We start from the raw sequence: 8,680 nt of genomic DNA on the forward strand, positions 1-8,680 counted from the left end.
GACCATGTGCAGGTTCCTGCGCCTCGGCCTGATGGTGGGGCTCGACCTGATCCGCCCCAGCCGCCCGGAGTACCGGCTGCCCGCGCGCTGGCTGGCGCGCTAGGCCGCCACCGCCTCACCGACGATAGACCGCGCCACCGCTTCGGCGACCTTGATGCCGTCGACGGCGGCCGAGAGGATGCCGCCCGCGTAGCCGGCGCCCTCGCCGGCCGGGAACAGGCCGCGCACGTTCAGGCTCTGGAAGTCGGCGCCGCGGGTGATGCGGATGGGCGCCGAGGTGCGGGTCTCGACGCCGGTCAGCACCGCCTCCGGGTCGTCGTAGCGCGCGATCCTGCGGCCGAAGACCGGAAGCGCCTCGCGCATCGCCTCGACCGCGTAGTCGGGCATCACCGCGGCCAGGTCGGCAGGCCGCACGCCCGGACGGTAGCTCGGCGCCACCTGGCCCAGCGCGGTCGACGCGCGCCCGGCCAGGAAGTCGCCGACGAGCTGGCCCGGCGCGTAGTAGTCGCCGCCGCCGGCGACGAACGCCCGGCTCTCCAGCTCGCGTTGCAGGTCGATGCCGGCCAGCGGATGGTCGCCGGGATAGTCGGCCGGCGTGACGCCCACCACGAAGCCGGCGTTGGCGTTGCGCTCGTTGCGCGAATACTGGCTCATGCCGTTGGTGACGACGCGGTCCGGCTCCGACGTCGCGGCCACCACCGTCCCGCCCGGGCACATGCAGAAGCTGTAGACCGTGCGGCCGTTCGCGCAGTGGTGCGAGAGCGAGTAGGCGGCGGCGCCCAGGTCCGGATGGCCGGCGCAGGGGCCCAAGAGGGCGCGGTCGATCCACGACTGCGGGTGCTCGATGCGGAAGCCGATCGAGAACGGCTTGGCCTCGATGTGGACGCCGCGGTCGTAGAGCGCCTGGAAGGTGTCGCGCGACGAGTGGCCAATGGCCAGGACGACGTGGTCGGCCTCCAGGAAATCGCCGGTGTGCAGGCGGACGCCGCGCACGCGGCGGCCGGCGTCGATCTCGATGTCGGCGACGCGGTGGCGGAAGCGGTACTCGCCGCCCAGGCTCTCGATCCTGGCGCGCATGGCCTCGACCATGGTCACCAGCCGGAAGGTGCCGATGTGGGGGTGGGCCTCGGTCAGGATCTCGGCCGGCGCGCCGGCGGCCACGAACTCGTTCAGCACCTTGCGGCCCAGGTGCCGCGGATCCTTGATCTGGCTGTAGAGCTTGCCGTCCGAGAAGGTGCCGGCCCCGCCCTCGCCGAACTGGACGTTGGACTCGGGGTCGAGCTCGCTGCGCCGCCAGAGGCCCCAGGTGTCCTTCGTGCGCTCGCGCACCGCCTTGCCGCGGTCGAGGATGATGGGGCGGAAGCCCATCTCCGCCAGGATCAGCCCCGCGAACAGGCCGCAGGGCCCGGCGCCGATCACCACCGGGCGGAGCGGCAGGGCGGGCGGCGCGGCGGCGACGGGCCTGTAGGCGGTGTCCGGCGTCGGGCGAACGTGCGGGTCGCCGGCGAGGCGGCGGGCGACGTCGGCCTCGCCCCGGACCTCCACGTCCACGATGTAGACCTTCAGGATCGCGCTCTTCCGGCGCGCGTCGTGCGCCCGCTTCCACACCGACCAGCTCAGCAGGTCGGCCTCGCCCACGCCCAGGCGCGCCGCGACGGCGGCGGGCAGGGCCTGCGGCGCGTGGTCCAGGGGCAGCTTGAGTTCGGAGACGCGGAGCATGGCCGGCCTATGTAGCGGCCGTTCCACGCGCCCGCCACGGGCGCGTTACGTGGCGGCAAGTCCGTGATAGGCTGCGGCTTTCCGGGTTGAGTGGTCCGCCGCGACCCCGACGCCGTGCGCCGAGGCAGGGCCACCTCCCCGACAACGACCGGGAGGACGCCGCATGGCCACCAGGAACCACGTCGAGAACCCCGCCGAGTTCATGCTCGAGAAACTCACCTGGGCGGTGCGCGACTTCGGGCGCCTGATCGTTCCGCACCCCGAGCGCCACGCCGGACAGGCCGTGCCCGACGTGCGGCGGATCGGCTTCGCCGACCTCAGGGACGCGCTCCGCGCCGGCGTGGCGGACATGGCGGCGCTGCGCGACGACATCCTGTTCGTCGCGCTGATCTATCCGCTGGCGGGCCTGGTGCTGGCCGCGGCGGCGGCGAACACGAACCTGCTCATGATGCTGTTCCCGCTGGCCTCGGGCTTCGCGATCGTGGCCCCGGTGGCGGCGACCGGCCTCTACGAGATGAGCCGCCGTCGGGAGCGGGGCGAGCGCGTCACCTGGATCGACGCTTTCAAGGCGTTCGGCTCGCCGGCCATCGGCTCGATCGTCGGCATGGGCCTGATCCTCCTGGCGCTGTTCGGCCTCTGGCTGGCGGTCGCCTACCAGATCGGCCAGGCCACCCTGGGCGGCGGCGCCCCGCCGACGCTCTCGATGTTCGCCCGCCAGGTGTTCGCCTCGCCGGCCAGCGCGCCGCTGATCGTCGGCGGCGTGGGCGCGGGCTTCCTCTTCGCGGCCGTCGCGTTCGCGATGAGCGTGGTGTCGATCCCGCTGCTGCTGGACCGCGACGTCGGCCTCTGGACCGCGATCGGGACCTCGCTGAAGGCGGTCGCCGCGAACCCCGGCCCGATGGCGGCCTGGGCGGGCATCATCGCCGCCGCGCTGGTGGTGGGCTCGATTCCGCTGCTGGTGGGCCTGATCCTGGTGGTGCCGATCCTCGGCCACGCGAGCTGGCATCTCTACCGCAAGCTGGTGGCGTAGGGGCCGGCGCGCGTTCGCCTCGGCCGATCCGCCGCCGTCAGCCGATCCACCCCAGCGCGCGCTGGAAGAGGCCCAGGGTCTGGCGGTGCAGCGCGTCGCCGGTGGCCTTCTCGGCCTTGCCGGCGGCGGCCCGCGCGTTCGTGCCTTCCAGGATGATCCCCAGCTTGTAGCAGGCCAGCACGCCGTACCAGCGCATGTGCGACAGGTCGCGCTCGGTCTGGCCGGCATAGCGCTCGACCAGCTCCTCGATGGTGGGGAAGCCGTCCCACGGCGTCACCGAGACCGTCCCGGCCTCGATGGCGTCCTTTTGCGGCCAGGTCGCCATCAGCCAGCCGAGGTCGAGCAGCGGGTCGCCCACCGTCGTCAGCTCCCAGTCGACGATGGCCGCCAGCTCCGGCCCGTCGAAGCGGTACATCACGTTGGCCAGGTGATAGTCGCCGTGGATGATCCCCGGCGTGAAGGTCGCGGGCCGGTGCGCGTCCAGCCAGTCGCCGACCGCGTCCACGCCCTCGATCTCGCCCGGCCCCGCCCAGCCTTCGTACTGCGCATAGCTGGCGAGCTGCTTCTTCCAGCGGCCGACCTGGCGCTCCAGGAACCCGTCGGCGCGGCCGAGGTCGGTCAGGCCCTTGGCGGCGTGGTCCACGCGGCCGAGCGCGGCGATGCCGTCGGCCAGCGCCAGGCCCATCCCGTGGCGCACCTGCGCGGAGCCCAGGTGCAGCGGCGGCAGGCCGACCGTGGCGTTGAAGCCGTCGATCGGCTCCATCAGGTAGAAGGCCGCCCCCAGCACGTCCTCGCCCGGCTCGGCGGCGATCAGGCGCGGGTGGGGGACGTCGGTGTCGGCGAGCGCCGCCAGCACCCGGGCCTCGCGGCGCATGGTCTCGCTGCCGTTCATGTGCGCGGCCAGCGGCGGGCGGCGCAGCATGAACCAGCGCCCGCCGCGGCGGAACTTCAGCAGGATGTTCTGCGTGCCGCCGGGCGGCCGCGCCGCCTCCTCGATGGGGCCGGATTCCAGGCCGCGGCCGTCCATCCAGGCGGCGAGGCGGTCGAGGTCGACCAGGCTGCGCCAGGCGTCCAGGGCGGGGTTCGCCGCATTTTGGGTCGCCATGTCCGCCTCTCCCCGATTGTCAAAATTATAGCGCGCTATAAGTTTTCTCCCGCAAGGGAGAACGCGCCATGCCCGACGGCTTCATCCTCGAGATCGAGGAGCAGGTTGGCCAGCCGGTCGCTGCGGAACGCAAGCCCCAGGCGAAGACCCGCGACTGGCCCGCCGGCACGCGCATCGTCTCGGCGGATTCGCACATGCTGGAAGGCGACCTCTGGATCGACCGCTTCCCGGCCGAGTTGAAGGACGCGGCGCCGCGGATGATCTTCAGGGACGGCGGCTGGGACCTCTCCATCGGCGGCAAGTCGATGACCCCGCAGCCCATCGCCCAGCACCTCTGTCAGGCGCTGGAATGCTATCCCGGGCTGACCGACGTGGACGCCCGGCTGGTCGACCTCGACGTCGAGGGGGTCGAGAAGGAGCTGATCTTCCCGCAGCGCCTGTTCGGCCTGATGATGTTCGGCGAGATCGAGAACAAGCCGCACGTCTTCGGCGCCTACAACGAACACATCGCGCAGATGTGCGCCAAGGCGCCCAAGCGGCTCTATCCTGTAATGGTCCCGAGCTACTGGGACCCGGAGGCGGCGAAGGACAGCGTCGCCCGCTGCGCCGGGCTGGGGGCGCGGTGCCTGATGATCCCGCTGAAGCCCGGCAGGTTCGAGGACGGCCGGACGATCCAGTACAACCATCCGCGCATGGACCCGCTGTGGGCCGCGGTCGAGGCCAGCGGCCTGCCGCTCGCCTTCCACATCGGCGAGGCGATCCCGACGGCCGAGGCGGGCGCCGTCGGCGTCTCGGTGCTGACCCAGATGCAGGGCTTCCGCCAGCAGTGGGCCCAGCTCACCTTCGGCGGCGTCTTCGACCGCTTCCCGGGCCTGCGCGTGGTGTTCGTGGAGGCGGGCCTGTCGTGGGTGCCCGGCATGCTCCACGACGCCGACATGATCTACAATTCCTTCCCCACCTCGGTGAACCCGAAGCTGGCCCATGCGCCGAGCTGGTACTGGCGCAACCACTGCTACGCGACCTTCATGACCGATCCGGTGGGGCTATCGATGATCGACCGCATCGGGGCCGGGACCGCCCTGTGGTCGTCGGACTATCCGCACCAGGAGTCGACCTTCGGCTACACGCGCGGGGCCATCGAGGCGGTGTTCCGCGCGCTGCCGGTCGGGGACGCGCAGAAGGTGCTGGGCCTGACGGCCCTCGACCTCTTCCGGATGGACGACTGATGGCGCGGCGGCAGGAGATCGGCGCCCCTCCGCCTCGATGGAGGAGGGGAAGGGGTGGTGGTGTGGCTGCTGAGCGGACGGGCGGACATTGGTCGGCGCCGACCGGCGGGGCCTACGCCCGGCCATTCCTCCATGAAGGCGGAGGGGAGGCTTCATGAGCTTGAGGGAAACCTATGTCCGCGACGGCGTCGTCCACATCCCCGGCGCCCTGGACGCCGCCGCGCTGGCCGCCGCCGAGGCGGCCTGGACCTGGAGCGTGGAGAACCCGGGGCCGCTGGCCTCGAACATCCGCACGCGCGGGTCGGACGCCACCTTCTACCAGGACCTCTACAATCCGAAGGTGCTGACCGGCTACCGGGCCATGCTGGAGGCCTCGCCGCTCAGCGGGATCGTCGCGGGCCTCTGGGGCCGCGGCCCGGTCTGGTTCATGTACGAGCAGGTGTTCCTCAAGGAAGGCGGCGAGGCGCGCCGCACGCCCTGGCACCAGGACAGCTCCTACCTCGCCATCGCGGGCGAGCATCTGGCGGTGGCCTGGATCACCTTCGACCGCGTCGCCAGGGCCGACTCGCTGGAGTTCGTGAAGGGCTCCCACCGCGGCCGGCTCTACAACGGCTCGCGCTTCGACCTCGACGACGACACCCTGCCCACGCACCCGAATTCGTCGCTGCCTCGGCTGCCGGACATCGAGCGCGACCGCGGGGCCTGGGACATCGTCTCCTGGGCCGTCGAGCCCGGCGACCTGATCGTCTTCCACCCCAAGATGATGCACGGCGGGGCGCCCACCCACGAAGGCCAGCGCCGGCGCACGCTCACCCTGCGCTACTTCGGCGAGGACGCCGTCTACGATCCCCGCGAAGGCGGCGCCGGCCCCCGCGTCGAAGGCTTCCACCAGCGCATGAAGGCGGGTGACCCCTTCCGCGACCCGGCGTTCCTGCGGCTGCACGGCTGAGCGCGGCGTCCTCGGAGCGCGGCTTGTCCGCGACGCCGCCGCCGCGGGGCGCCGCCGGCCACCGGCTCCCGGATCCTCGTATGATGGACGAGCGATTTCCTTGACAGGCTGGCTCGTGTGTTCTACATATGTTCTTATGCCGGACGCCCCGCCTCATCTGACGCCTGCGCGCATGGACGCGCTGATGTCGCTGATGGCCGAGGGCTGTGCGAGCGCCTTCGAGGCCGCCCGCGCGCGCATGGAGGCGGCTGAGGACAGCGCCGACTTCGAGCGCTGCGGCCGCATCGCCAACGCCTTCTGTGGCCGGGTCGGCGCGATCCTCCTGCTGAAGCAGCGCTTCGACCGCGAGCAGGCCGCCCTGGCCGAAGGCGCACGACAGCGCGCGGAGACCGCCGCCGGGCTCGCGAGCGTGGCGCGGGCGGCCGCCGTCAAGGCCCGCGGGTCCGAGGTCAGGACCCACTTCATCGGCTTCGCCTTCGACACCTTCCCCCGGGAAGAGGCGCATGAGGTTCTGGCGTGGGTCCGCGACTGGGTCCGCGAACACGCCGCCGACGACGACTTCGTCGACGCCCCCATCGAGACCGTCATCCAGCGCGTGATCGACGACCTCGACCTCCCGCCCCATGGCGACCTCGGCTACGAGGACGAAGAGCCGGAGTTCGAGCCGGTGGAGGCCGCGTCGCCCGCGCCGCGCCCTCTGCGCGCGCCGCCGCGGGCCGCGATCGCCGAAGCCCCGGCCCCCGAGCCGGTCGCCGTCGCGGCCGAGCCCCCGCCGCCTGCGCCGCCGCCCCATCCGCCCGATCCGCCGCCCGAGCGGGGCTACATCCCTCCCTGGGAGCTGCTGAAGCCCGGCCAGATCTTCCCCGGCTCCTCCGGCTGGTGACCCGGCGCGACGCGCCCACGATCCCGAGCCACGACAGGCAAAGAGACCGCGAACGCGTCCGGGCCCCCCGGCCGCGCCGCTCGGTCGCGCCGTTCGTGTCCTTCGGGGTTCCGCTCCGCCCCTGAGCCGCCCCTGAGCCGCCGCTCAGTCGTCGCCCGGCCCGGCCCGCTTCTGCTTCATCCAGGCGCGCGCCGACTTGTGCCGGCTGATCCACAGCTTGCGGTTGGCCTGCGCCGCCTGCGGGTCCTCGCGGCGGTGCTCGTAGGCCAGCTCCGCCTGCAGCTTCTCGTAGGCCGCGAGCCGCTCCGGCGAGAGTTCGCCGGCGTCGAGCGCGGCGCGGACCGCGCAGCCGGGCTCGCCCTGGTGCCTGCAATCGGAGAAGCGGCACCGGCCCGCCAGCGCCTCGACGTCGTCGAACACCGCCGAGACGCCCTCGTCGGCGTTCCAGAGGCCGAGTTCGCGCATGCCCGGCGTGTCGAGGATCAGCCCGCCCGAGGGCAGCAGCACCAGTTCGCGGTGGGTGGTGGTGTGCCGTCCGCGCGCATCGTCCTCGCGGATCTCGCGTGTAGCCATCCGGGCTTCGCCGAACAGGGCGTTGAGCAGCGTGGACTTGCCGGCCCCCGACGAGCCCAGCAGAACGGCCGTCCGGCCGGGGGGCAGGTGGGCCGCGAGCGCGTCCAGCCCCTCGCCGGTCTTCGACGAGATGGCCAGCACCGGCGCGCCGGACGCGATCGCCCCGACCTCGGCCACCGGGCCCGCGACGTCGCCGGCGAGGTCGGCCTTGGTCAGCACCACGACCGGCTCAGCCCCGCTTTCGTAGGCGGTGGCCAGGTAGCGTTCGAGCCGGCGCAGGTTCAGGTCGGCGTTCAGCGAGGCGACCAGGAGCGCCACGTCGACGTTCGCCGCCACCACCTGCGCGCCGCCGCGCGTGCCCGAGGCCTTGCGGATGAACGCGGTCCTGCGGGGCAGCACCGCGTGGACCAGCGCCAGGGTCTCGCCCGGCCGGGCCTCGAGGGCCACCCAGTCGCCGGCCGTGGGGCGTTCGTCGTCGCTGAGGGATTTCAGCAGCGTGCCGGAGGCCCGTGCGTCGCGTTCGCCCTCGTCGGTGACCACGCGGTAGCCGCCGCGCTGCTGGACGACGATGCGGCCGGGGACGAGGCCGGCCGCGGCATGGGACGTGAAGTCGTTCTGGAGCGCGTCGCTCCAGCCGTAGGATGTCAACAATGGGGTTGTCCTTGGGTTCGATGGCCGTTCAGGCGTCGACCGCGGGGACCCCGCGCTGGCAGGTCCGGTTGCGCTCTAGGCAACGACAGCGGCGACGCAGCGAAGGGCTGCGCTGACAATCGGTGACATACGGACCTCCTCCTCTGCTGAACGGGCCGCCGGATCCTTCGTCCCGGGCCTTCGGCGGGGCCGCGGGACGCGCGGACCTTGGCGGCGCGGCTGCTTCGCGTCAAGAAGAGGGAGCCCAAGGAGTACGCGCATGGCCGACGTCACCGTTACCGACAACACCGAGCGGAGCCGCTTCGAGGTGAACCTGGACGGCCACACGGCCTTCGCAGAGTACCGCCTGAAGCCGGGCCGCATCGTGCTGCCCCATACCGTCGTGCCGCCGGAGTTCGAAGGCAAGGGCGTGGCCAGCGCGCTCGCCCGCTACGCCTTCGGCCACGCCCGCGCGCAGGGCCTGAAGGTCGTGCCGACCTGCCCCTTCATGGCCGGGTGGGTGAAGAAGCACCCGGAGGAGCACGACATCGTCGATGCGACCTGC

8 protein-coding genes are annotated in these 8,680 nt (G+C 72.5%); 5 read left to right on the top strand and 3 right to left on the bottom strand.

What is annotated here, in order from left to right:
• Positions 1–99 precede the first annotated feature (99 nt).
• Entirely contained in the window at positions 100–1,719 is a 1,620-nt protein-coding gene (locus JNL41_RS03235) for an NAD(P)/FAD-dependent oxidoreductase (protein WP_293472833.1), read from the bottom strand.
• 163 nt (positions 1,720–1,882) lie between these two features.
• Here JNL41_RS03235 and JNL41_RS03240 point away from each other — a divergent pair, with 163 nt between their 5' ends.
• Positions 1,883–2,749 carry a DUF2189 domain-containing protein gene (locus JNL41_RS03240; protein ID WP_293472834.1) on the top strand — a complete coding sequence of 289 codons (867 nt, stop codon included), beginning with the start codon at positions 1,883–1,885 and terminating at the stop codon, positions 2,747–2,749.
• A gap of 37 nt (positions 2,750–2,786) precedes the next feature.
• Here the strand turns inward: JNL41_RS03240 and JNL41_RS03245 are convergent, their stop codons facing one another.
• Positions 2,787–3,854 (bottom strand): phosphotransferase family protein, encoded by a 1,068-nt coding sequence (locus tag JNL41_RS03245; RefSeq protein WP_293472835.1) that lies wholly within the window; start codon positions 3,852–3,854, stop codon positions 2,787–2,789.
• 68 nt (positions 3,855–3,922) lie between these two features.
• Here JNL41_RS03245 and JNL41_RS03250 point away from each other — a divergent pair, with 68 nt between their 5' ends.
• The 3 genes from JNL41_RS03250 to JNL41_RS03260 all read left to right on the top strand — a co-directional run bounded on the left by JNL41_RS03250 (position 3,923) and on the right by JNL41_RS03260 (position 6,912).
• Positions 3,923–5,080: an amidohydrolase family protein gene (locus JNL41_RS03250; protein ID WP_293472836.1), complete on the top strand. Its 1,158-nt coding sequence runs from the start codon at positions 3,923–3,925 to the stop codon at positions 5,078–5,080.
• Positions 5,081–5,234: 154 nt separating this feature from the next.
• Complete coding sequence (locus JNL41_RS03255) at positions 5,235–6,029, top strand: phytanoyl-CoA dioxygenase family protein (protein WP_293472837.1); 795 nt, start codon at positions 5,235–5,237, stop codon at positions 6,027–6,029.
• Between the two features lie 172 nt (positions 6,030–6,201).
• On the top strand, positions 6,202–6,912 hold the full coding sequence (locus JNL41_RS03260; protein WP_293472838.1) for a hypothetical protein: 711 nt from the start codon (positions 6,202–6,204) through the stop codon (positions 6,910–6,912).
• 144 nt (positions 6,913–7,056) lie between these two features.
• Here JNL41_RS03260 and rsgA read toward each other — a convergent pair whose 3' ends face one another.
• On the bottom strand, positions 7,057–8,136 hold the full coding sequence (gene rsgA / locus JNL41_RS03265) for a ribosome small subunit-dependent GTPase A (protein WP_293472839.1): 1,080 nt from the start codon (positions 8,134–8,136) through the stop codon (positions 7,057–7,059).
• Between the two features lie 259 nt (positions 8,137–8,395).
• Here rsgA and JNL41_RS03270 point away from each other — a divergent pair.
• On the top strand, positions 8,396–8,680 hold a 285-nt coding region (locus JNL41_RS03270; protein WP_293472840.1), incomplete at its 3' end, for a GNAT family N-acetyltransferase.

The sequence above is a fragment of the Phenylobacterium sp. genome, from assembly GCF_016793285.1.
Classification (GTDB): domain Bacteria; phylum Pseudomonadota; class Alphaproteobacteria; order Caulobacterales; family Caulobacteraceae; genus Phenylobacterium.

Coding starts and splice junctions, on each gene's coding strand:
- JNL41_RS03235 (WP_293472833.1), bottom strand. CDS start 1,719: ATGCTCCGCGTCTCCGAACTCAAGCTGCCCCTGGACCACGCGCCGCAG.
- JNL41_RS03240 (WP_293472834.1), top strand. CDS start 1,883: ATGGCCACCAGGAACCACGTCGAGAACCCCGCCGAGTTCATGCTCGAG.
- JNL41_RS03245 (WP_293472835.1), bottom strand. CDS start 3,854: ATGGCGACCCAAAATGCGGCGAACCCCGCCCTGGACGCCTGGCGCAGC.
- JNL41_RS03250 (WP_293472836.1), top strand. CDS start 3,923: ATGCCCGACGGCTTCATCCTCGAGATCGAGGAGCAGGTTGGCCAGCCG.
- JNL41_RS03255 (WP_293472837.1), top strand. CDS start 5,235: ATGAGCTTGAGGGAAACCTATGTCCGCGACGGCGTCGTCCACATCCCC.
- JNL41_RS03260 (WP_293472838.1), top strand. CDS start 6,202: ATGGACGCGCTGATGTCGCTGATGGCCGAGGGCTGTGCGAGCGCCTTC.